The organism is Ferribacterium limneticum (assembly GCF_020510565.1).
Classification (GTDB): Bacteria; Pseudomonadota; Gammaproteobacteria; order Burkholderiales; family Rhodocyclaceae; genus Azonexus; species Azonexus limneticus_B.
This window is the reverse complement of record NZ_CP075189.1, coordinates 4020864-4040678: the sequence shown is the minus strand read 5'-3', so window position 1 is coordinate 4040678 and position 19815 is coordinate 4020864. Positions and strand designations below refer to the sequence as shown.

The 19815-nt window shown below is 63.7% G+C and carries 21 protein-coding genes and 1 other RNA gene; 13 read left to right on the top strand and 9 right to left on the bottom strand.

Annotation, left to right across the window (positions count from 1 at the left end; all coding sequences use genetic code 11):
• Positions 1-117 precede the first annotated feature (117 nt).
• The 3 genes from KI610_RS19440 to ssrA all read left to right on the top strand — a co-directional run bounded on the left by KI610_RS19440 (position 118) and on the right by ssrA (position 1583).
• The gene (locus KI610_RS19440; protein ID WP_226496582.1) at positions 118-711 is read left to right on the top strand and encodes a riboflavin synthase; all 594 of its coding nucleotides are present in this window, start codon (positions 118-120) and stop codon (positions 709-711) included.
• A gap of 4 nt (positions 712-715) precedes the next feature.
• Positions 716-1243: a hypothetical protein gene (locus tag KI610_RS19435; protein ID WP_226496581.1), complete on the top strand. Its 528-nt coding sequence runs from the start codon at positions 716-718 to the stop codon at positions 1241-1243.
• A gap of 12 nt (positions 1244-1255) precedes the next feature.
• Positions 1256-1583: a transfer-messenger RNA gene (gene ssrA / locus KI610_RS19430) on the top strand.
• A 129-nt stretch (positions 1584-1712) separates the two neighbouring features.
• Here ssrA and KI610_RS19425 read toward each other — a convergent pair.
• Positions 1713-2393: an energy transducer TonB gene (locus tag KI610_RS19425; protein WP_226496580.1), complete on the bottom strand. Its 681-nt coding sequence runs from the start codon at positions 2391-2393 to the stop codon at positions 1713-1715.
• A 127-nt stretch (positions 2394-2520) separates the two neighbouring features.
• Between KI610_RS19425 and KI610_RS19420 the strand changes: the two genes are divergently transcribed.
• Genes KI610_RS19420 through KI610_RS19395 form a run of 6 tightly spaced genes read left to right on the top strand, consistent with a single transcriptional unit; the run spans position 2521 to position 8471 of the window.
• A complete protein-coding gene (locus tag KI610_RS19420) occupies positions 2521-3186 on the top strand; it encodes an energy transducer TonB (RefSeq protein ID WP_226496579.1) in 666 nt (221 codons plus the stop codon).
• A 12-nt stretch (positions 3187-3198) separates the two neighbouring features.
• Complete coding sequence (locus KI610_RS20100) at positions 3199-3933, top strand: MotA/TolQ/ExbB proton channel family protein (RefSeq protein ID WP_319004196.1); 735 nt, start codon at positions 3199-3201, stop codon at positions 3931-3933.
• Positions 3934-3935: 2 nt separating this feature from the next.
• The gene (locus KI610_RS19410; protein WP_226496578.1) at positions 3936-4346 is read left to right on the top strand and encodes an ExbD/TolR family protein; all 411 of its coding nucleotides are present in this window, start codon (positions 3936-3938) and stop codon (positions 4344-4346) included.
• Positions 4347-4395: 49 nt separating this feature from the next.
• Positions 4396-6804, top strand: a complete 2409-nt coding sequence (locus KI610_RS19405) for a TonB-dependent receptor (protein WP_226496577.1) — start codon at positions 4396-4398, stop codon at positions 6802-6804.
• 15 nt (positions 6805-6819) lie between these two features.
• Positions 6820-8010, top strand: a complete 1191-nt coding sequence (locus KI610_RS19400; protein ID WP_226496576.1) for a sialidase family protein — start codon at positions 6820-6822, stop codon at positions 8008-8010.
• On the top strand, positions 8007-8471 hold the full coding sequence (locus KI610_RS19395; RefSeq protein ID WP_226496575.1) for a TlpA family protein disulfide reductase: 465 nt from the start codon (positions 8007-8009) through the stop codon (positions 8469-8471). Before KI610_RS19400 ends, KI610_RS19395 begins: the two co-directional genes overlap by 4 nt.
• A gap of 2 nt (positions 8472-8473) precedes the next feature.
• Here the strand turns inward: KI610_RS19395 and KI610_RS19390 are convergent, their stop codons facing one another.
• Positions 8474-8683, bottom strand: a complete 210-nt coding sequence (locus KI610_RS19390; protein WP_226496574.1) for a cyclic nucleotide-binding domain-containing protein — start codon at positions 8681-8683, stop codon at positions 8474-8476.
• A gap of 461 nt (positions 8684-9144) precedes the next feature.
• Entirely contained in the window at positions 9145-11397 is a 2253-nt protein-coding gene (locus KI610_RS19385) for a TonB-dependent receptor (RefSeq protein ID WP_226496573.1), read from the bottom strand.
• A 162-nt stretch (positions 11398-11559) separates the two neighbouring features.
• Here KI610_RS19385 and KI610_RS19380 point away from each other — a divergent pair, with 162 nt between their 5' ends.
• Positions 11560-12147: a tetratricopeptide repeat protein gene (locus KI610_RS19380; RefSeq protein WP_226496572.1), complete on the top strand. Its 588-nt coding sequence runs from the start codon at positions 11560-11562 to the stop codon at positions 12145-12147.
• 95 nt (positions 12148-12242) lie between these two features.
• On the opposite strand, the gene ptsP is transcribed toward KI610_RS19380, so the two are convergent.
• Genes ptsP through KI610_RS19360 form a run of 4 tightly spaced genes read right to left on the bottom strand, consistent with a single transcriptional unit; the run spans position 12243 to position 15583 of the window.
• Positions 12243-14000 carry a phosphoenolpyruvate--protein phosphotransferase gene (gene ptsP / locus KI610_RS19375; RefSeq protein WP_226496571.1) on the bottom strand — a complete coding sequence of 586 codons (1758 nt, stop codon included), beginning with the start codon at positions 13998-14000 and terminating at the stop codon, positions 12243-12245.
• Positions 14001-14006: 6 nt separating this feature from the next.
• Positions 14007-14276, bottom strand: coding sequence for an HPr family phosphocarrier protein (locus KI610_RS19370; RefSeq protein WP_226496570.1), 270 nt, complete (start codon positions 14274-14276; stop codon positions 14007-14009).
• 5 nt (positions 14277-14281) lie between these two features.
• Positions 14282-14671 (bottom strand): PTS sugar transporter subunit IIA, encoded by a 390-nt coding sequence (locus KI610_RS19365; RefSeq protein ID WP_226496569.1) that lies wholly within the window; start codon positions 14669-14671, stop codon positions 14282-14284.
• 24 nt (positions 14672-14695) lie between these two features.
• The gene (locus KI610_RS19360) at positions 14696-15583 is read right to left on the bottom strand and encodes a DMT family transporter (protein ID WP_226496568.1); all 888 of its coding nucleotides are present in this window, start codon (positions 15581-15583) and stop codon (positions 14696-14698) included.
• An 83-nt stretch (positions 15584-15666) separates the two neighbouring features.
• On the opposite strand from KI610_RS19360, the gene KI610_RS19355 reads away from it, so the two are divergent.
• Complete coding sequence (locus KI610_RS19355; RefSeq protein WP_226496567.1) at positions 15667-16575, top strand: LysR family transcriptional regulator; 909 nt, start codon at positions 15667-15669, stop codon at positions 16573-16575.
• Here the strand turns inward: KI610_RS19355 and KI610_RS19350 are convergent.
• Positions 16559-17125, bottom strand: coding sequence for a Tll0287-like domain-containing protein (locus tag KI610_RS19350; RefSeq protein ID WP_226496566.1), 567 nt, complete (start codon positions 17123-17125; stop codon positions 16559-16561). The two genes, KI610_RS19355 and KI610_RS19350, sit on opposite strands and share 17 nt — an antisense overlap.
• A 93-nt stretch (positions 17126-17218) precedes the next feature.
• The gene (locus tag KI610_RS19345) at positions 17219-17626 is read right to left on the bottom strand and encodes a winged helix-turn-helix transcriptional regulator (RefSeq protein ID WP_226496565.1); all 408 of its coding nucleotides are present in this window, start codon (positions 17624-17626) and stop codon (positions 17219-17221) included.
• Positions 17627-17715: 89 nt separating this feature from the next.
• Between KI610_RS19345 and KI610_RS19340 the strand changes: the two genes are divergently transcribed.
• Together KI610_RS19340 and KI610_RS19335 are read left to right on the top strand one after the other, a co-directional pair.
• A complete protein-coding gene (locus tag KI610_RS19340; RefSeq protein WP_226496564.1) occupies positions 17716-18591 on the top strand; it encodes an SDR family oxidoreductase in 876 nt (291 codons plus the stop codon).
• 302 nt (positions 18592-18893) lie between these two features.
• Positions 18894-19808, top strand: coding sequence for a DMT family transporter (locus tag KI610_RS19335; protein ID WP_226496563.1), 915 nt, complete (start codon positions 18894-18896; stop codon positions 19806-19808).
• The last annotated feature ends 7 nt before the right edge of the window (positions 19809-19815 follow it).

Sequence of the window (19815 nt, the reverse complement as noted above, 5' to 3'; positions counted from 1 at the left end):
GGCCCGCTTGCCGGTACCGGCAAAGCGCGGGAATTGGCGCTCAGAGTTGCCTTCGCACCAGCCGGCGGCTCGATCGGGCGTGATAAAGTCCGTTTTTTGCCTACGCCAGGAACAGCCATGTTTTCAGGAATCATCGCGGCAGTCGGCCGCATCACTCACCTCACCCCGCGTGAAGTCGGCTACCGTCTGCATGTCGAAGGCGGCGGCCTCAAGCTCGACGATGTTTCGCTTGGCGATTCGATCGCCCACAACGGCGTTTGCCTGACCGTGGTGGCCAGGGAAGGCAATACCTTTGCCGTCGATGTGTCGCCGGAAACCTTGTCGTGCACCGTCGGGCTCGATGCACCCGGCCCGGTCAATCTGGAAAAGGCGCTGCGCCTCAACGACGTGATCGGCGGCCATCTGGTATCCGGCCACGTCGATGGCGTCGGCGAAGTGCTGCGCTTCGATCCGGTCGGCGACAACCGTCTGCTCGAAATCCGCGCCCCGAAGGCCATCGCCAAGTTCATCGCGCGCAAGGGCTCGATCGTTGTCGACGGCACCAGCCTGACCACCAACGAGGTTAACGGCACCGATTTCACCATCAACCTGATCCCGCACACGCTGGAGAACACCACGCTCAATCGGCTCCAGCCGGGCAGCAAGGTCAATCTCGAAGTGGACCTGATCGCCCGCTACTGCGAGCGTCTGCTCGCTGCCGACCGCGAGTAAGACGATGCCGGGCCGAATCCTTGTCGTAGCGCTGCTCACCGCTCTGCTGGGCGCTTGCGCGGCCTATGACGGATTCGGTCTGCAACCCGGAACCGCGCGGGTCGAGGACATGGAGCGCGTCATGGGCCAGCCGGCCGTGCGCTGGAATGAAGCCGATGGCGGCGAGACGCTGGTCTACCCGCGCGGCCCGATGGGCTATCACACCTATTTCGTCCGTATTGATGCCCGGGGCACTGTGCTGAGTCGTGAAAACGTGCTCGATACCCGGCACTTTGCCCGCATTCAGGCGGGCATGACGGCAGACGAGGTGATGCGCATCCTGGGGCCGTCCGTTGCCGCGTGGACCGTTTATTTCAAGGCGCGTGACGAACTGGTCTGGGAGTGGCGTTATTGCGACGACTGGAACGAACCGGCCCGTTTCAACGTGTTGTTCGATGGCACCTCGCTGCGGGTGCGCTCAACCCTGGCCTCGCCTGAAAGTTTGCGCGGTAGTTTCGGTGACGATGACCGCCGTGGCTGGTGCAGCCACTGAATTTGCCCGCCGTGGCGAATCCTCGCTTGAAAAACCACCCCCCCGCCCCCATAATTCTAAGCATGGTTGTAATTCCGGCAATCTGGAGGCGTTCTGGACAGGGGTTCGATTCCCCTCACCTCCACCTAAGCGCATTGTGGTGTGTTTAGTTGGGGGTGTACTGGCTTCGACAGGGCGGGCAAAGGTGCGCAGGCAACTCGTCAGGCGATCGACGTTAATGAAGCAAATCCATAATTGCCAATGATGAGCAATTCGCTATTGCCGCCTAAAAACGGTTAGCCGGGGCTGCTAGAGCCTTGTTACCAAAGATAGCCGGCGGGGACTTCGGTCCCCGTCGTCACGTCCGGGGCGCCTGTTTCGCTGCCTTTTCCGGATGCTCCGCATTTCGCCGCGCTCCGGTGACGCCTACGGTCAACCGGAAAAAACGGCCAAAAATGAAATCCTTGCCGTTGATCTGGCGCGCTAGCGCCTAGTTGTCCAGCCGGAAAACCACGGGCACGATGACCGTCGCCTCGATGGCCTCATCGCCGCGCCTGGCCGGCACGAAGCGCCAATGTGCCACGCCCTGTCGCGCCGCCTCGTCCAGCCGGTCGAAATTGCTGCTTTTTTCGATGTCGACCGCAGCAGCGCGGCCGTCCGGCATGACCCGAACCCTGAGCAGCACCTTGCCTTCCTCGCCTAGCCGCCGCGAAAGCGATGGGTATTTTGGTTCCGGATTGTTCAGGTAAGCGGCGTTGAAGCGGGCGGCGGTGACCGCCGGCTGGGTCGAACTGGCAGCTGGCGCTGCGGCCGGTAGTGAAACGGGCGGGGCGCTGACCGGGGCGGGCACTGAAAATGTCGGTGGAGCGCTGGCTTGTTCCGGCGCCAGGGCGATGACCGGACGCCCCGTCTGGGCAGGCTTTTCCCGGGGAACCGGCTTTGGCGCCGCGACCTTTTCCGGTGGCGCCGGTGGTATGGCCTGAACCGCCGAAACGCGCTCGGTCAGCTGGACTTGCACCGGGGCAGGTGGCGTCACTTCGAGTTGGTCGACGCTCAGCGTCAGCGGATAGAACAAAACCAGTCCGTGCAGGGCCAGCGCGATCAGCAAATAGCGACCGCTATGCAGCCATCCGGGGGGTTTCGGCTGAGGGAGAGGGGCGCCGGCAGACATCTTCCGATTATATCCGTGGCCCCTGTGACAATTTGCCGCATCGGCAAGCCGGGCCTGAATGCTTAGAATCCATACCTCGTTAAGTTTCTGTTTTTCAACGTTTTTTGATATGGATCAAGCGCCTCCCGTGACTGCGGTTGTTTTGCCTCCACTCGACTGCCGGGAACAAGCCTTGTCTCGTGGCGAACGCCTGGCGAACGCGACGATGGTCGTGTTGTTGCACGCCATGCTGGGGTACGCCATGTTGTACGTCTCGGTCAAAAACGACTTGATCCAGTTGCCGCCCAGCATCAGCGTGCGCTTGCTGCCGATGATAGAAGAGAAGCCGGAGCCGGCCAGGCCATTGCTGCCCCCGCCCAAGCCGCAAGTGCGCAAGCAACCGGTCGCCCAGCCGCAGCCGGTTCTCGCCGTGGCCAGCCCGACGGCGACGAGCAGCTTTGCCGTGGCGCCGCAACCGCCGGCCCCGCCGCCCCAGCCGGTCGTCGCTCCGCCGGCACCAGCGCCGGTGGCCGTCGTCGCCGCCCGTTTCGATGCCGATTATCTGCACAACCCGAAGCCGGTTTACCCGGCGCTGTCGCGGCGCATGAACGAAGAGGGCAAGGTTTTGCTGAAAGTCCGCGTCAGCGCCCAGGGAACGGCGCTCGACGTGGCCATTTCGAAATCGAGCGGCTTCCCGCGGCTCGATGCCGCGGCTGTCGACGCCGTCACCCGCTGGCGTTTCGTGCCGGCCCGGCGGGGCGATGAAGCAGTTGATTCTTCGGTGATCGTGCCAATCACCTTCGCATTTGAGTAGGAAAGGGAAAACATGAACTCGCAAATGGGCCTCGCCCACTTCTGGAGCCAGGGCGACCTGGTTACCCACATTACGGCGGTGATCCTCGCCGTGCTGTCGCTGGCCTCGTGGTCGGTGATTCTGAGCCGGCTGATGTCGGCCTGGCGCGCCTCGCGCTCGCAGGAAAGGGCGCTGGCGGCCTTCTGGGATGCCAACTCGCTGCCCGAAGCGCTCGAAGTCCTGCGCCGCGACGATCCTTCCGGGATTTTCGCCGGCCTGGCGCTGACCGGCGCCCATTCGGCCCAGGCGCACCAGCAGAACGCCGCCCGCGGTATCGGCGCCGGGGTCAATGCCAGCGAGTTCGTCACCCGCTCGATGCGCTCGCACATCGTCAATACGCAGGCGCGCATCGAACGCGGCCTGACCTTCCTTGCCTCGGTCGGGTCGACCGCGCCCTTTATCGGCCTGTTCGGCACCGTCTGGGGCATCTACCACGCGCTGGTCGGCCTTTCCGGGGCGACGCAGGTGGTCCTCGACAAGGTGGCCGGCCCGGTTGGCGAGGCGCTGATCATGACGGCGGCCGGCCTCTTCGTCGCCATTCCCGCCGTGCTCGCCTACAACGCCTTCACCCGCGCCAATCGCCTGGTCGCCGTGCAGCTCGACGGCTTCGCCCACGACCTGCACGCCTACCTGACGACCGGCGTGCGCGTTGGTGGCAACGTCAATTTGGTCGATATCGGCGCCGCCCGCGCCAGCCGGCAGGTCTGATCATGGCCTTCGGAAGCTTCGACGAAGCCGGCGTGACCCAGCCGATGGCCGAAATCAACACGACCCCGTTGGTCGACGTGATGCTCGTGCTGCTGGTCATTTTCATCATCACCGCGCCGCTTTTTCATCAGGCAGTGCCGATCGATCTGCCGCAGGTCAATGCCACCAAGCTCGACGACAAGCCGGAAGTGATCCAGCTCGCCATCGACGTCGACGGCAAGGTTTTCTGGAACGGCGAAGCCATCCACCGCGACGCGCTCGACGCCCGTTTTGCCGCCGCCAGTGCCCGCCAGCCGGAACTGCACCTGCGCGCCGACCGCAAGGTGGCTTACGAAAAGGTGGCCGATGTCATGGCCGCCGCGCAGCGCGCCAGCATCGTAAAAATTGCTTTTCTGACCGAAGCGGCGCGCTAGACGCCGTCTTTCAACGCCCGGCACCGGGCGATTTATTGGGGTTCATTGCGTGAATAACGGGATTTTCAGATTCAGCGGTATTTTCCTGGCGCTCGTCGCCGCCTTTACACCGTTGCCAGCCGCCCAGGCGGCCGAGCCGGAAAACGACAAGCAGCTCGGCGAAATGGTCATCAAGAGCGACAAGCCTGCCGTGCCGGCCAATGTGCCGTCGACTACCGAGAGCGTGACGGCCCGGCAGATCGCCGAAAGCGTCAATTCGGTGTCCTCGGCCGGTGCCCTGCAATACGTGCCTAGCGTCCATGTCCGCGAGCGTTTCATCGGCGACGTCAATGGCGGCCTGGCGATGCGCATGTACGGCGTCAATTCCAGCGCGCAGACGATTGTTTACGCCGATGGCCTGCTGCTCTCCAATTTCCTGACCAACAGCTGCTGCCCCGGCCCGCGCTGGGGTGTCGTGTCGCAGCACGCCATCGACCGGGTCGACGTCATGTATGGCCCGTTCTCCGCACTCTATCCGGGCAATTCGGTGGGCGGCGTCGTGCTCATGACGACCCACATGCCGAGCAAGCTCGAAGCGCATGCCCAGATCGATATCTTCAACGAGCGTTTCAAGCTCTATGGCACCGACGACAACTTTACCGGCGGCCATGTCGCCGGCACCGTCGGCAACAAGGTCGGCGACTGGTCGTTCTGGCTCAGTGCCGATCGTCTGGACAACGATAGCCATCCGACCGATTTCACGGCAGCCACCGCCAAGACCGGCGCCCCGGCGGCGGCTGGCCAATACACCGAGGTCACCGGCGCCCACGTCGACCGCAATATCGCCAACGCCACCCGTGTCAATACGGCGGCGACCAGCGCCGATCACACCATCAAGAACAACGGCACGCTCAAGCTGGCCTACGATTTCTCGCCGTCCGTTCGCGCCACCTACACCTTCAACGTCTGGCAAAACACCTCCGACAAGCTGGTGGACAGTTATTTGCGCGATGCCGCGGGCAATACGATCTATGGTTCGACTTCGACGGCCGGTGCCTATCGCTACCTGCGGATCAATGGTCTGGATTATTCGGTGACGGCGCCCAGTGTCAGCCATGCCGAAGCCGAGTACTACATGCACGGACTGTCGGTGAAATCGGAGACTGGCGGCACCTGGGACTGGGAGCTGACGGCCAGCCTCTTCGACCAGAGCAAGGACGTGACCCGCGCTTCGTCGGGCAATTTCGGCACGACGCCGAGTACGGCGGCGACAGCAGGCACGCTCACCATCCTCGACGGCACCGGTTGGCACAATCTGGATCTGCGCGGCGAATGGCGCCCTGGCGGCAACCGGCAGAGCGAGCATCAGGTCAGCTTTGGCTTCCATACCGACAGCTACACGACCAGGTCGGATCAATACACGCTAGGTGCCGGCAACTGGCAGAGCAGCGCGGCCGGCGCCCTGAACACCAATTCGCGCGGCGTGACCTCGACCGATGCGATTTACCTGCAGGATGCCTGGCAGATGACGCCGAGCTGGAAGCTGGTGGTCGGCGGCCGAGCCGAAAAATGGACAGCCTCGGACGGCAGCAATTACGCCAATGGCAGCAACGTGAGCTATGCGGACAAGACGGTGCAGGCCTTCTCGCCCAAGGCCTCGCTGACCTGGCTGCTCTCCGACGACTGGTCGCTGCGTGGTTCTTACGGCCGCGGCGTGCGCTTTCCGACGGTCAATGAACTGTTCAAGAATGTCGGCATCAAGACGAGCAGCGGTGGAAACCCGACCCCGGCCGAGATTGCCGCTTTCCCGGCGCCGTACAATGTCGCTTTGACCAATAACCCGAATCTCAAGCCGGAGACGGCCGAATCCTGGGAGTTCGCCCTCGAGCGCTTCCTGCCCAACGGCCTGTGGCGGACCTCGCTGTTCGGCGAGGAAAAGCGCAATGCGCTGGTCTCGCAAAGCGACGTGACGACCCTGCCCGGCTTCAGCATCAGCAGCGTGCAGAACATCGACCGGGTGCGCAGCTATGGCGCCGAAACCTCGCTGCAGTCGCGCGATCTGCTGATCAATGGCCTCGACCTGTCGGGCAGCATTGCCTACATCCATAGCCGGATTGTCGAGGACAAGGCCAACCCCGGGCTGGAGGGCACGACGTTGCCGCTCATCCCCGTCTGGCGCGCTTCGCTGCTCGGCGTTTACCATGCCTCGGACGCCCTGTCGTACAGCCTCGGCTGGCGTTACAGCGGACGGCAGCACAGCGGCCTGGCCAACGCCACGACCGGGGCCTATCCCGATCCCAACCCGAACGTCTATGGCGGGCGCAGCAGTTTCAGCGTTTTCGACGTCAAGCTGCGCTACAAGATCGACAAGCAATGGTCGGCTTCGCTGGGCATCGACAACATCGGCAACGTCAAGTACTACACGCTGTACCCTTACGCCCAGCGAACCCTTTTTGCCGGCATCAAGTTCGATCTCTGATCCATGCGAGGCGACATGAAACACTTCGACGCTTTCCTTCGAGCCCTGCTCCTCGGGCTCGGCCTGCTCGCCACGGCAGCCATGGCGGCCGACGCCATGCCCGCCATGGCCAAGAAGGCGCGGCCGGAACTCGGCTCATCGGCCGCCTTTGCGCCGGACGGCAGCCTGCTCGTGGCCGCCAGGCAAGGCGAGCACGTGATGCTTTACCGCAGCGCCGATGAGGGCAAAACGTGGTCGGCACCGCTTGCCGTCAACGCCCAGCCGGAGGCCATTTCGGCCGATGGCGAGAACCGCCCGAAAATCGCCTTCGCGGCCGATGGCGGACTGCTCGTTTCGTGGACGCATCCTTTCCCCAAGCCGAATACCGGCGCCGTCCGTCTGGCGCGCTCGGCCGACGGCCAGCGTTTCTCGCCGCCGCTGACCGTGCATCAGGACACGGCGATCATCACGCATCGCTTCGAATCGATGCTGGCCCTGCCCGACAACCGGGTCATCCTGGCCTGGATCGACAAGCGCGATCTCGAGTCGGCCAAGGCGAGCAAGACGCCCTACCGCGGGGCGGCGATCTACGCGGCTATCTCGACCGACGGCGGGCGCAGCTTTCAGCCCGAATACAAGCTGGCCGACCATTCCTGCGAATGTTGCCGGGTGACCAGCGCCATTGACGGCGACGGTGCGCCGCTCTTCATGTGGCGCCACGTTTATGCGCCGAACGAGCGCGACCACGCGATTACCCGCCTGAAGCCCGACGGTACGGCGGAGAGCGTGCAGCGCGCCACCTTCGACCGCTGGAAGGTGGACGGCTGCCCGCACCACGGCCCGTCGCTGGTCGTCGATGAAAAGGGCGTCCGCCACGCCGTCTGGTTCAACCAGAAGGACGGCGAGGGCCGCGTCTTCTACGGTCGACCGGAAATTTCGGGCAAAAATGAAATCGACGGTCAGCGTCCGGTCGGCGGCCCGCGCGCGGCCCATGCCGACATGGCGGCGGCTGGCGGCAAGCTGGCCATCGCCTGGAAGGAATTCGACGGCGAGCGGACGCAATTGCGCGCCATGGTTTCCAGCGACGGCGGCCAAAGCTTTACCGATATCGCCCTCGCCGCTACCGACGGCGCTTCGGATCAGGCCCGTGTCATCCGCCGCAAGGACCAGCTTTTCACCTTCTGGCGCACCGAACAAGAAGGTTTCCGTTTATTCCCGCTGCCATGATCCGTCGATTTTTACCCCTGTTTTTCCTGCTCGCTGCTGGCCCGTTGGCCGCTGCCGATTTCACGCCGCTTGATCGCCTGACAGCAAAAAAATTGCTCAGTCCGGAAAGCCACCAGCAAGCGACCATCGTCGCCCTGTGGTCGTCCGACTGCAACTACTGCAAGAAAAACCTCAAACTGCTGTCCAGCCTGACCAAAAATAACAACAAGCTGCGCGTCATCACCGTTGCCGCCGAGCCAGAATCGGCCCAGCTCTGGCCGATGCTCAAGCCCTACGCGCTAAGCGGGCCAAGCTACGCCTACGGCAGCGACAACCCGGAGGCCATTGCCTATGCCATCGACCCGAAATGGGGCGGCGAATTGCCGCGGACTTTTCTCTTCGACGGGCGCGGCGGCAAAGCCGTTATCGCTGGTGTCGTCTCGACAGCCGCCGTTGAAAAGGCCACCGGCTTGCGTTTCTGAGCTTAGGCGGTAGCCGCCAGATCGACCCGGAAACTGCGTGTGGCGTGCACGCCTTCGACCTTGATCGGCAGCAGGACCTTGGTCCGTTCCAGCGTCTTGATGATGCGCGAGATGGTTTCGAAGCGCAGGTCGGTGATGTCGGCAATATCCTGCCGCGTCGGCAGCACGACCTGGCCGGCGCTGTCGGTGAATAGCCGGATCAGGCCAAGCACCCGATCCGCCGCTTGGCCGCCGCGCAGCGCAACAACTTCGGCCGCCCGTTGCTGGGCCTGGGCGAGCGAGGCAAGCAGCGATTCGCCGGCCAGCGCCCCGGCGCCTTCCGGCCATGGCGACAGCTGGCACTGGGTCAGTGCCGTGGCCGAAAAGGTGTAGCAGCCAAAGAGCAGCGTTTCGCAGCCGAGGATGTCGCCGGGGACGGCGAGGCTGGCAAATGAGGCGTCGCTCGCTGAGCTGACGTTGTCGAGCCGGACGACGCCACTATTGAGCCGCCAGGCAAGGCCATCGGCGCCGGCGTGGTAGATGCTTTCGCCGGCCGCCAGTTGGCGTCCGGCGCGCTGGGTGCCGGGAGGAATGCTACGGTCGACCGGAAAAAACAGGTTAATTTGAAATCTCCTTACCGGGCCATTCGCCGCCCCGATGCATGCCGGGGCGGCGAATGCCGTGGATGGGTCGATCAGAACTTGACGTTGAGGCCGGCATAGAACGAGCGGCCCATGCCGGGAACGGCGATACCGTAGGGCGTTGCCGTCGCGCTCATGGTCGTGCCCTGGCCGACATAGGCACCACCGAGCGGCAGGTAATAGAACTTGTCGAACAGGTTTTCGACGCCAAAGTCGATGCGGACGCTTTTCCAGGTGTAGCTGGCGCGCAGGTGGGTCAGGCTGTAGCCGGGGGTGCTGATTTCATTGCGAACGCTCGACACGTCATCTTTGCCTTGAACCGAGACGAATTCGATGGCGTTGTTCCAGCCACCCATTTGCTGGGTCAGCGACAGCTTGAGATTGAGCGGCATGATGTTGTAGAGATTGCCGCCGGTATCGCGGTTTTCGCCGCGTGTGTAGTTGAGCAAACCCTTCAGGCCGAATTCGCCGAATCCCGTGCTGGCCAGCGGCATGCGACCGGAGAGGTCGAGACCGTAGAGGCGGGCGGACTGGTTCATGTATTTGAGGACCACGAACTGGTTGCTCACCGGGGTCGCAGTGGCGGTATTGGAGGTGGCTGTCCACTGAATGGCGTCGATGTAATCGTCGACGTGGGTGTAGAACGGCGTGGCCTTCACTTCCCAGCGGCGGTCCGGGGCGTGGAAGTCGAAGGTGGCCGAGGCGGTGTAGGCCTTTTCCGGCTTCAGCTCGGGATTGCCAATGTAGCCGTTGCCGTCGCCGACAAAATTGTTCATCACCGCAGCCATCGTCCAGGTGGACCAGGTGTAGCGTTCGTACAGGTTGGGCGAGCGGACCTTGCGCGCGACGCCGAACTCGATATCGGTGGTCGTGCTGGGCGTGTAGCGGGCGAGGGCGGTCAGGTCGACGTTGTCATCATCGCGTTGGCGGTCGAGGGCATTGAAGGCGGTGGCATCGCGATACTGGAAGCCCGTCGCGGCCAGTGCTGTGTTGTAGCCACGGACGTCGCCGGCATCGCTGGAAACGCGCTCGTAGCGGGCGCCGAGCTGGGTCGTCCATTGCTTGCCGAAGCGGCCTTCCCATTCGGCGAACATGCCGAGGCGACCGCGCTGGCCATCGTTGATGTTCCAGAACGTGCCGGGCGACATACCGCCGCCTGATGGCGTCCACCAGTCGTCCAGCGTGTAGTGCTGGTAGAGCGCGCCGACACGCAGCAGGGTGTTGGCGCTGAGGTCGATGTCGGCCTTCAGATTGACGCCGGTCGTTGTGCTGGCTGAGTACATGGGCATGCCGGAGGCGCATCCCCCCGGAGCCGGTGTACAGGGTGCGCCGTTGTACGACGGGTTACCCGAGAAGTACCAGTACTTCTTGTCGGCGCCGAAGTCCATGAAATGGTCGACGTCTTCGTAATAGGCACGGGCTTCCAGCATGCCCCAGTCGAACTGGCCGAGGTAGCGCACGTTCACGCGTTTCTGCTCGTTGCCCAGCATGTCCATCCGCTGGTTCGGGTAGAGCTGCTCGGGGACGTCCTGATAGCCGAACTTGGCTTCGACGAGGTGGTTGCCGCCGCGCAGGGCGAAGCCGAGCGTGTGCGTTTGCGACTCGTAGGCAGTCGAGCCGACTTCGTCGAGCGGCAGTGTGTGGCCAAGGCGGCCGGTCGCGGTGGTGGTCTTGAAATTGCCGCCAGCCGTGTAGTTGTCGGCCTTGGTATAGGCGCCGGTGTAGCTGACGTTGAAGTTTTCGGTGGCTGCCGTGGCGCCGACATTGCCGCCCAGCGCGTTGTTGTTGCTGCGGAAGAAGGCACCGACCTCACCCTTGGTGAGCAGGCCCTGGCCGGGCGCGGCGAATTGGGGGGCGGCCGTTTCGGCGATGATGGTGCCGCCGATGCTGTCACCGCCGACACTGACCGGGGTGATGCCGGCGTAAACCTTGATCTGGCTGACGGCATTCGGGTCGAGGTAGGCGAGCGGCGGGTTCATGTGGTTCGGGCAGGTGGCGATGAAATCCATGCCGTCGACGCTGATGCGCAGGCGGTCATCGGCCAGGCCGTGGATGGAGGGCAGGCTGGAGACGCCGCCGGCGCCGTAGAGGCTGACGCCGGGGACATCCTGCAGCAGGGCGGCGGTGTCACGGGTGACGGCATGTTTGGCGGCGATTTCGGCTTGGCCGATTTGGCGTGGCGTGCTGGCTTCCGGAATCCGGCCGGCATTGACGACAACCTCGTTCAATGTGCTTTGAGCGAAGACGGCCGGTGAGGAAAAGACGACAGCCAGCGCGGCAGTCAGCGGACGAATGCGGTACCCCATGAAACTCTCCCTGAATTATTGGTATTTAAGCGCGCGCTAATTGTCCGGAAGTTGGGGGTGGCCGGGAATGCGACAAATTGTCGCGCGGCAATTTGTCTAATTCCAATGGAGGTAGTGGCACCGTAGGATTCCACGCTTGTTTTTTCGCCCAGGAGTCTGTCCATGTCAGGAATGCCGATCCGTTTTCTTGTCGCCCTTTGGCTCTCGGTGACCAGCCTTTCTGCCGTGGCCGGTACGGCCGACGACGACCTGCGTGTGGCGGCGATGGCGCACCGGGGTGGTGAGACCGGACGAGCCGTGGCGATCTGGCAGGACTGGGCGGCCAAGGGGAATGTGGATGCGGCGTACAACCTGGCGGTGATCCATCAGTACGGCGATGGTGTGCCGCTCGACTACGCGGTGGCAATGCGCTGGTACCGGCAGGCGGCCGAGCAAGGTGACAAGGTTTCGCAGATGCAGATCGGGCTGATGTACCAGATCGGTCAGGGCGTGGCGGCTGACGAAGCCGAGGCGCATCGCTGGTTTACGATGAATCGCAAACATCATCTGCACCACGAACATGAGCCGCAAATGGTCGCCTGGCGCCAGCAGGCGCTGGCCTTGATCGAGGAGCGCGATCGCCGCGAACAGGTGGCGGCTTCGCGGGCAAGCTCAGCCCTGGTTGTCGCCGAACTCCGGCGCCGGGCCGGGATGGATGCCGGGCGTCCGACCGAAACGGCGGTGCTGGAAGCGGCAACGACGATCCGTTGAGGACGGCCAGCATTTCAATTTTGGCGGTTTTTCCCGGTTGACCGTGGCATCCGCTTCGGCCGGTCATTTGGTGAGCCAGCCGTCCAGAATCCGCCTTAGCTGGCGGCGGTAACGCCGTTGAGCTTGTCGAGCGCTTCGCGCAGTTTGCCCGGCTCGTCGAGGCGCAGCATCTTGCGGACGTTGGGGGCGATATCGTTGACGTCGGACTTCAGGACGCGGTTCTTGACCTTCAGAATCTGCGACGGGTGCATCGAGAAAATGCGCAGGCCCATGCCGAGCAGCAGGCGGGTCAGGTCGGGATCGCCGGCCATTTCGCCGCACACCGAAACCGGAATCTCGGCTTTTTCCGCCATCGACAGCGTGTGGGCGAGTAGCATGAGCACGGCCGGGTGCAGCGGGTCGTAGAGGTTGGCGACCTGTTCGTCGGAGCGGTCGATCGCCAGCGTGTATTGAATGAGGTCGTTGGTGCCGATCGACAGGAAGTCGAGGCGGCGCAGGAAGATGCCGATGGCCAGCGCGGCGGCGGGGATCTCGATCATGCCGCCGACCTGGATGTTTTCGTCGAAGGTCACCTTCTCGCCGCGCAGGCTCGATTTGGCCTGTTCGAGCGCGGCCAGCGTCTGGTCGATCTCGTGAGCGTGGGCCAGCATCGGGATGAGCAGCTTGATCGGGCCGTGTTTCGAGGCGCGCAGGATGGCGCGCAACTGCGTCTGGAACATCCGCGGCTCGGCCAGCGACAGGCGGATGGCCCGGCGGCCGAGCGCCGGGTTGGTCTGCACGCGGTCGCCGGCGCTGTTGTTCGGGCGCAGGTCCTTGTCGTTGCCGAGGTCGAAGGTGCGGATGGTGACCGGCCGGCCGCCCATGCCCTTGACCACTTTCTTGTAAGCCTCGTACTGCTCGCGCTCGTCGGGCATGTCGCCGCGGTCGAGGAAGAGGAATTCGGTGCGGAACAGGCCGACCCCCTCGGCACCGCAATCCAGCGCCATCGGCACGTCGCCGGGCAGCTCGATGTTGGCGAAGAGCTGCACCGGAATGCCGTCAATGGTTTCCGATTTGGCCGTCTTGAGGCGCTTGAGCTTGTTCCTCTCGAGCTCGATCTGTTCCTTGCGCAGCTGGTACTCGTCCAGCACGCGCTGGTCGGGATTGACGATGACGACGCCGCGCATGCCGTCGACGATGAGCAGCTCGTTGTCGCGGATCAGGCCGCGGGCGTTTTCCAGGCCGAGCACGGCGGGGATCGCCATGCTGCGGGCGAGGATGGAGGTGTGCGACGTGGCGCCGCCGACATCGGTGATGAAGGCAGCGAAACGGTGGTCCTTGAAGGCGATGGTGTCGGCCGGCGAGAGGTCGTGGGCGACGATGATCAGCGCCTCTTCCTTCGAGTTCTTGGCTGCCTTGATGGTGGCGCGACGGGGGTGGCCGAGCAGTTCCTTGACGACGCGCTCGACGACCTGCACGACATCGAATTTGCGTTCGCGCAGGTAAAGATCGTCAAATTGTTCGAACTGGTCGACCAGATGCTCCATCTGCTGGACCAGCGCCCATTCGGCATTGCACCGGCGCTCACGGATGATGTCGCGCGGCTTGACCGCCAGTTCCGGGTCTTCGAGGAACATGGTGTGGATGTCGATGAAGGCATTGAGCTCGGCCGGCGCGTGCTCTGTGTTCTCCTTCATCTGGATGAGCTCCTCCTTGACCGCCTTGATGGCGTCGTCGAAGCGCTCGATTTCCTTGTCCAGCATGCGCGGTGCGAGGGTCAGGTGGGCCACCTCGAGCGTCGCATGCGACATGAGCATGGCCCGCCCGATGGCGATGCCGCCGGAAACTCCAAGACCGTGCAGGATGAAGCTCATGGCGGCTTATTCTCCCTCGCCGAAATAGTCGGCGATCAGCGCCAGCAGGGCTTCCATGGCTTCAGCTTCATCGGCGCCATTGGTTTCCAGCGTCACCTTCGAACCCTTGCCGGCGGCCAGCATCATGACGCCCATGATGCTCTTGGCGTTGATGCGGCGGGTGCCCTTGCTCATCCACACCTCGCACTTGTACTTGCCGGCCATCTGGGTCAGCTTGGCGGAGGCGCGGGCATGAAGGCCGAGCTTGTTGATGATGTCGGTTTCGGTAGTCAGCATATTTTTCAGTGGTCCAGCATGTTGATGATGCCGTCGCGGCCGCCATCGCGGGCACGAACGAGCAGGGTTTCCATGCCCTTGTCGCGGTAAGTCAGGGCGCGCAACAGCATGGGCATATTGACGCCGGTCAGACCTTCGACGCGGCCACGTTCCAGCAACTTTAGCGCAAGGTTGGCCGGAGAGGCGCCAAAAATATCGGTCAGGATCAGCACGCCGTCGCCCTTGTCGACCAAGGCGAGTATCTCGCGCGCCATGGGCAGGATGTCGAGCGGGTCATCCTGCGATGTGAGACCGAGCTGCATCACCTGCGGCGGGCGCTTGTTGAGCACATGGCAGACGTTCTGGACGAGCGCCTCGCCGTAGCTGCCGTGGGTGATGAGAAGGATGCCGATCATGCACGGGATTCTACCCCGAGCTTTTTACCGGCGGCTGACGATCAGTATGCCGATGACGACCAGCCCGGCGCCGGCCATCTGGGCCAGCGAAATCGCTTCGCCGAGCAGCCACCAGCCGAAACCGATAGTCAGAATCGGCCCGACCATGCCGAACAGCGAAGCCCGCCCGGCGCCAATCCGGCGAATCGCCGCCGACTGGGCGAAGACCGGGACGATGGTGGCGAACACGGCCATGGCCAGCCCCCAGCCATAGACCGGCAGCGGCTGGATGAAGGCGGTGATCGGGTGCGAAGCCGAGAAATGGGCCAGCGTGACGGCCGACGAAACGAGCATGGCCAGCGCCGAAAAGCGCATGGCGCCAAGCCGGGCGATCATCGTCCCGCTGCCCGACAGATAGAGCGCATACGAGACGCTGGAGCCGAAGACCAGCGCGCCGCCGATCCAGACGTTGCGGGCATCGCCGAGGCCAAGGTCGTGCACGAAGGCGAAGCCGATGCCGAGGTAGCACAGCGCCACGGCGATCACTTCGCGGCGGGTGAAAGGCTTGCCCTGAAAAAGCACGCCAATCAGGATGGTCAGCGTCGGATAGGTGAACAGGATCAGCCGTTCGAGGCCGGCCGAAATATATTCCAGACCCCAGAAATCGAGAATGCTCGCCCCGTAATAGCCGAGGCAGCCGAGAGCGAACAGCTTGAGCCAGTCGTCGCGCGTCAGGCTGGCGCCGGCCCGCTGCCCGGCCAGCCCGATCCACAGGAAAACCGGCAGCGCGAAACCCATGCGCAGGGCGAGCAGCGTGATGGCATCGACGCCATACGGATAGGCTAGCTTGACGAAAATTGCTTTCAGCGAAAAGCCGAGCGCTGCGATGAGCGCCAGACCTGCACCGTAAGCATTCGATTTTTCCAAAACCATTCCCGGGTTGATGTTGGCCAGATGCCATTAAAAACGCCATTGGCGCGACGGGCAATTGGTATTATCCAAACCAAGCATTCGTTATGGACGAAACCATGCGCTACGATCTACCCGACCTCCGGCTCGTCGCCGCCATCGCCGACAGCGGCAGCCTGACCCGTGCCGCCGAACAGGTCCATCTCGCCCCGTCTTCGGCCAGCCATCGGCTGACGCAGCTTGAAGCCGCCCTCGGCGTGCCGCTCTTCGCCCGCCATGCCCGCGGCCTGACGCCGACGGCGGCCGGCGAATCGCTGCTCCGCCACGCCCGGCAAGTCTTCGCCCAGCTCGAACAGATGCACGCCGATCTGGCGCCCTACGCCAGCGGCCTGAACAGCCAGGTGACCGTGTTTGCCAATACCAACGCCATCAACTGCTTCCTGCCCGAAGACCTCGGCGATTTCCTGCGCGAACATCCGCGTGTCCGGGTCAGCCTCGAAGAGCAGCCGAGTCCGGCCATAATCCAGGCCGTCGCGGCCGGGCAGGTGGATATCGGTGTCGTGGCGTCGGAGGTTGGGCTGACCGGCGTCGAAACGCGCCCTTATCGGCAGGACCGGCTGGTCCTCATCGTCGCCCCCGGCCACCCACTGGCCGACAAAAGCCAACTGGCCTTCGCCGATGTGCTGAGCGAACCCTTCGTCTGCCTGCACGCCGGCAGCGCCATTCACACCTTCATGATGAACCATGCCGCCCGCCTCGGCAGCCGGCTCGACGTGCGCATTCAAGTGCGCAGTTTCAGCGCGGTCTGCCGCATGGTGGCGGCTGGAGTCGGCATCGGCATGGTGCCGCGTTCTGCCACGGTCGACGGCATAAAAACGATAGAAATCACCGACCCGTGGGCGCCACGCGATCTGCAGCTATGCGTTCGTTCGCGCGCCGCGCTGAGCCCGGCGGCGGCCGCCCTTTTCGACCATCTGGCCGGCAAGGGCGGCACTGAAATTACAGCGGGCGCTTGACGGTCAGCGCGCCGCGAATCTGCCCCTTGCTGTAGCCGGTGGCCTGATCGTGCGGGTAGCTCTCGGCCAACTTGGCCTTGAGGCCGGCTTCCATGCCATCGGCCGCGCCGTGACACTTCAGGCAAACGTCACCGACCGGCAGCGCCTTCATGTAGCGGAAGACCTGCTTGCCGTCGATGCTGACGATCTCGCTCTTCTCCATCGTGTCGATCTTCTCGCCATTGGCGGCGCGGATATTGAAATCGGCCAACTGGCGAACTTCCCACAAATCCGGCGTGCCGCGCTCGGCGTTGCGCGTCTTGAGGCTGACGCGGCGGATGTCCCAGCCTGTTTCTTTACGCTTGGCCTTGATCAGCTCCGGCGCCTGTTCCTTGCACACGGGAATCGCGCCGGTAACGCCCTTTTCGGCAACGGCTTCCTGCATGGCGGCGACGACCTTGGGGACAACCGGTAGCACGGCTTTCTTGGTCTCGGCGGTCAGCGCGCCGATGTCTTGAGCCAGTGCAGGCAGGGCGGCAAGCAACAGGGCGACGGGGAGAAGTGCTTTCATGGCGGACTCCAATCTAAATCAGAAAACGCTTATTTTACGTCAGCTTGATGACAGTCTGGCGATTCCCCGCTTGGCCAGCCGCCCCGGCACCGCTCAGTCCTCGGGAGTGGGCTGAGCGGCCATGATTTGCGGCAGGTTCCCCTCGATCCAGTCGGCCAGCGCTTCGACCTTGAGGGCGACCTCGTGGCCGAGCGGGGTCAGGCTGTATTCGACGTGGGGCGGTACGACCGGATAGGCCTTGCGCGCCACAAAGCCGTCGCCTTCTAGCCATTTCAGGGTTTGGGCGAGCATGCGTTCGCTGACGCCGGCCGTCTTGCGGCGCAGGTCGCTGAAGCGGTGGGTGCCGCCGAGCAGGGCGACGAGGATGAGCACGCCCCAGCGGCTGGTGACGTGTTTGAGGACGTCGCGCGACGGGCATTTCTCGGCGAACAGGTCACCGCGGCGCATCTTGGCCGACAGCGTGGAAGATGCCTCGGCGACTTGGGTGCTGTCGTTGTGCATGGGTACTTACCTTTATGTGCGTACTTACTAAAAATTAGTATGGTTGATATTCTGCCATTTCTCCTCAACCAACCCAAGGAATTTCAACCATGATCGCCATCACCGGAGCCTCCGGCCAACTCGGCCGTCTTGTCATCGAAGCGTTATTGAAAAAATTGCCGGCTGCCGAAATCGTCGCTGCCGTGCGCAATCCGGATCGGGTCGCCGACCTGGCCACGCGCGGGGTGAACATCCGGCACGCCGACTACAACCAGCCGGCGACGCTGGAAGCCGCCTTTCGCGGGGTGGACAAGCTGCTGCTCATTTCTTCGAGCGAAGTCGGCAGCCGCCTCCCGCAGCACCGCGCCGTCATCGAAGCGGCCAGCCGCGCCGGGGTCAAGCTGATCGCTTACACCAGTCTGCTCCATGCAGATACGTCGCCGCTCGGGCTGGCTGACGAACACAAGGCGACCGAGGCGCTGCTCAAGGATTCCGGGGTGCCCTTCGTGCTGCTGCGCAACGGCTGGTACTCGGAAAACTATCTGGCCAGCGTGCCGACGGCCTTGCAGTTCGGGGCGCTGATCGGCAGTGCCGGCGATGGCCGGATCGCCTCGGCCGCACGGGCCGACTATGCTGCCGCCGCGGCCGCGGTGCTGACCGCCGACGACCAGGCCGGACGCGTGTACGAACTGGCCGGCGATGCCAGCTATTCGCTGGCCGAGCTGGCCGCCGAGGTGGCGCGCCAGTCCGGACAGCCCGTCGTCTACCAGAACCTGCCCGAAGCCGAATTCAAGGCGGCGCTGGTCGGCGCCGGATTGCCCGAGGGCTTTGCCGGCTTGCTCGCCGACTCCGATGCCGGCGCCGCTCAGGGCGCGCTGTTCGATGACAGCCATCAGTTGAGCCAGCTGATCGGACGCCCGACGACGCCGATTGCCGCGCAGATCAAGCCGGTGCTTGACGCACTGCACAATATGCCGGCAAAATGAATCCATGACTTCTGCAATTTCCCTGTTCGCCCTGAAAGCCCCGTGCCGCCGCGTTCTGCGTGCGTGGCGCGTTGCCGTTTGTCCGGGGCCCGGGGTGAGGTAGTCGACGTTTTCTGACCCGATTTCAGCAAAGGCCGCGGATTTGAAACCCGCGGCCTTTTTGTTTTCTCCCTGTTTTTTCCCACCGAAAGGAAGTGCCATGACCCGTATTGCCAACTGGACCCTGCTCGCCAAAGTACGTCACAACGCCGATCGCATCATGCATCCGCCCTCGCCCCAACCTCACTAAATCGGAGAAAGTCGTGTCCATACCCTTCGCCTATCTCGGCATCATCCTGATCTGGTCCACCACGCCACTGGCCATCCAGTGGAGCACCGAGGGCACCGGTTTTGCCCTTGCCGTCTTCGCCCGCATGCTGATCGGCGTCCTTGTCGCCGCCGCTGTCATCATCATCTGGCGCATCCGTTTTCCGCTGCATGACCGGGCGCGTCGCGCCTATGTGGTCGGCGGCCTTGGCCTGTTCTTCGCCATGGCGCTCACCTACTGGGCAGCGCGCTACATTCACTCCGGGCTGATTTCTGTCCTCTTCGGCCTGTCGCCGCTGGCCGCCGGCCTCCTCGCCGCGCTCTTCCTGGGTGAGCGCTCACTGACGCGCCTCAAGCTGATTGGTATGTTGCTCGGCGCGCTGGGGCTGGCGACGATTTTCATCAACGGCGACAGCCTCGGTCATGAGAATGCGCTGCTTGGTCTGGTCGCGTTGCTGGTCGCCGTCTTCATCTATTCCGGCTGCCTCGTCTGGCTCAAGCATATCGGCGACGACAGCCCACCACTCGCCACCACCGTCGGCACGTTGACTGTCGCGTTGCCCTTTTTCGGCCTCGTCTGGTACCTGACTGACGGCCGACTGCCCGAGATGGTCCCGTCGCGCGCCGGGGCGGCCATCGTGTACCTCGGCGTCTTCGGTTCGGTGATCGGCTTTGCGCTCTATTACTACGTGATCAAGCACCTCGAAACCTCGAAGGTGGCGCTCATCACGCTGATCACGCCGGTCATCGCGCTGTTGCTCGGTCACTGGCTCAACGGCGAGAGCATCGGCCTGCGGCTGTGGTTCGGGACCGGCCTGATCCTGCTCGGACTCAGCGTGCACGAATGGACGATGCTGGCCGGCCTGCTGCGTCCGGGCAAAGCGGAGGTCGCGGAACAGACTGTCCGTTGATTCCCAC

Coding starts and splice junctions, on each gene's coding strand:
- KI610_RS19440 (WP_226496582.1), top strand. CDS start 118: ATGTTTTCAGGAATCATCGCGGCAGTCGGCCGCATCACTCACCTCACC.
- KI610_RS19380 (WP_226496572.1), top strand. CDS start 11,560: ATGTCAGGAATGCCGATCCGTTTTCTTGTCGCCCTTTGGCTCTCGGTG.
- KI610_RS19360 (WP_226496568.1), bottom strand. CDS start 15,583: ATGGTTTTGGAAAAATCGAATGCTTACGGTGCAGGTCTGGCGCTCATC.
- ptsP (WP_226496571.1), bottom strand. CDS start 14,000: ATGAGCTTCATCCTGCACGGTCTTGGAGTTTCCGGCGGCATCGCCATC.
- KI610_RS19340 (WP_226496564.1), top strand. CDS start 17,716: ATGATCGCCATCACCGGAGCCTCCGGCCAACTCGGCCGTCTTGTCATC.
- KI610_RS19355 (WP_226496567.1), top strand. CDS start 15,667: ATGGACGAAACCATGCGCTACGATCTACCCGACCTCCGGCTCGTCGCC.
- KI610_RS19400 (WP_226496576.1), top strand. CDS start 6,820: ATGAAACACTTCGACGCTTTCCTTCGAGCCCTGCTCCTCGGGCTCGGC.
- KI610_RS19395 (WP_226496575.1), top strand. CDS start 8,007: ATGATCCGTCGATTTTTACCCCTGTTTTTCCTGCTCGCTGCTGGCCCG.
- KI610_RS19350 (WP_226496566.1), bottom strand. CDS start 17,125: ATGAAAGCACTTCTCCCCGTCGCCCTGTTGCTTGCCGCCCTGCCTGCA.
- KI610_RS19345 (WP_226496565.1), bottom strand. CDS start 17,626: ATGCACAACGACAGCACCCAAGTCGCCGAGGCATCTTCCACGCTGTCG.
- KI610_RS20100 (WP_319004196.1), top strand. CDS start 3,199: ATGAACTCGCAAATGGGCCTCGCCCACTTCTGGAGCCAGGGCGACCTG.
- KI610_RS19425 (WP_226496580.1), bottom strand. CDS start 2,393: ATGTCTGCCGGCGCCCCTCTCCCTCAGCCGAAACCCCCCGGATGGCTG.
- KI610_RS19385 (WP_226496573.1), bottom strand. CDS start 11,397: ATGGGGTACCGCATTCGTCCGCTGACTGCCGCGCTGGCTGTCGTCTTT.
- KI610_RS19365 (WP_226496569.1), bottom strand. CDS start 14,671: ATGATCGGCATCCTTCTCATCACCCACGGCAGCTACGGCGAGGCGCTC.
- KI610_RS19370 (WP_226496570.1), bottom strand. CDS start 14,276: ATGCTGACTACCGAAACCGACATCATCAACAAGCTCGGCCTTCATGCC.
- KI610_RS19410 (WP_226496578.1), top strand. CDS start 3,936: ATGGCCTTCGGAAGCTTCGACGAAGCCGGCGTGACCCAGCCGATGGCC.
- KI610_RS19435 (WP_226496581.1), top strand. CDS start 716: ATGCCGGGCCGAATCCTTGTCGTAGCGCTGCTCACCGCTCTGCTGGGC.